General features: G+C 53.9%; 1 protein-coding gene. It reads right to left on the reverse strand.

The annotated features are described in order from the left end of the window. Positions 1–292 precede the first annotated feature (292 nt). On the reverse strand, positions 293–631 hold a 339-nt coding region (locus AC1RPR_RS08005; protein ID WP_481763436.1), incomplete at its 5' end, for a hypothetical protein.

Consider the following 631-nt stretch of genomic DNA (forward strand, 5'->3'; position numbering starts at 1 on the left):
ATCATACGCATCGCTGATGGTGCGCGTATTGTCCCCGATGTTCATCAAACTTTTCAGCCATCCAATCATAGTAGTGTGCACCTCTATTTCTTAGAACGTGGGAATAGTACCACACTTTGGATGGGAAATTCAACTTTGTCCATTGGGCCCAAAGCGCGTCCGTTGATGACGAGTGCGCCGCTCTTCATCCAACGCCCTAGTTCCGAGTTGGACGCTGCACCCGTACCTCGTTTTTCCGTAGACTGAAAGCGGCACACTTCATGAAGCGAGCGCATGTATTCGATGCCTCGCATCACCGGACCCCGGAGCGTGCCAGCCACGCACTGAACGCGGCCTGCGTCTCTGAGGACGTAAGTCTGTACGCGCCCTCGTTGATGTATGACACAAGACTTGTATCCAGCTTTTCGCGCATCGCCCAGTCAAGGAACCGCGAGAACTCACGGTTTGCTGTCGTGTCCCCTGTCCGGCGCAGCCACACAACGATCCCGACCATGACGAGTGCGGCCACGACAGCAATCACCGCGAACACGACGAGGGTTGATACAAACAGCTCTTGATTTGACAAATGATTAATCATTGAGCAGCTCCTTTGTCTCTCGGTCGAAGAGTTCGGCACGTCGATCCACCATGT

The organism is Dellaglioa sp. CoH-57-MRSF-22, assembly GCF_056781895.1.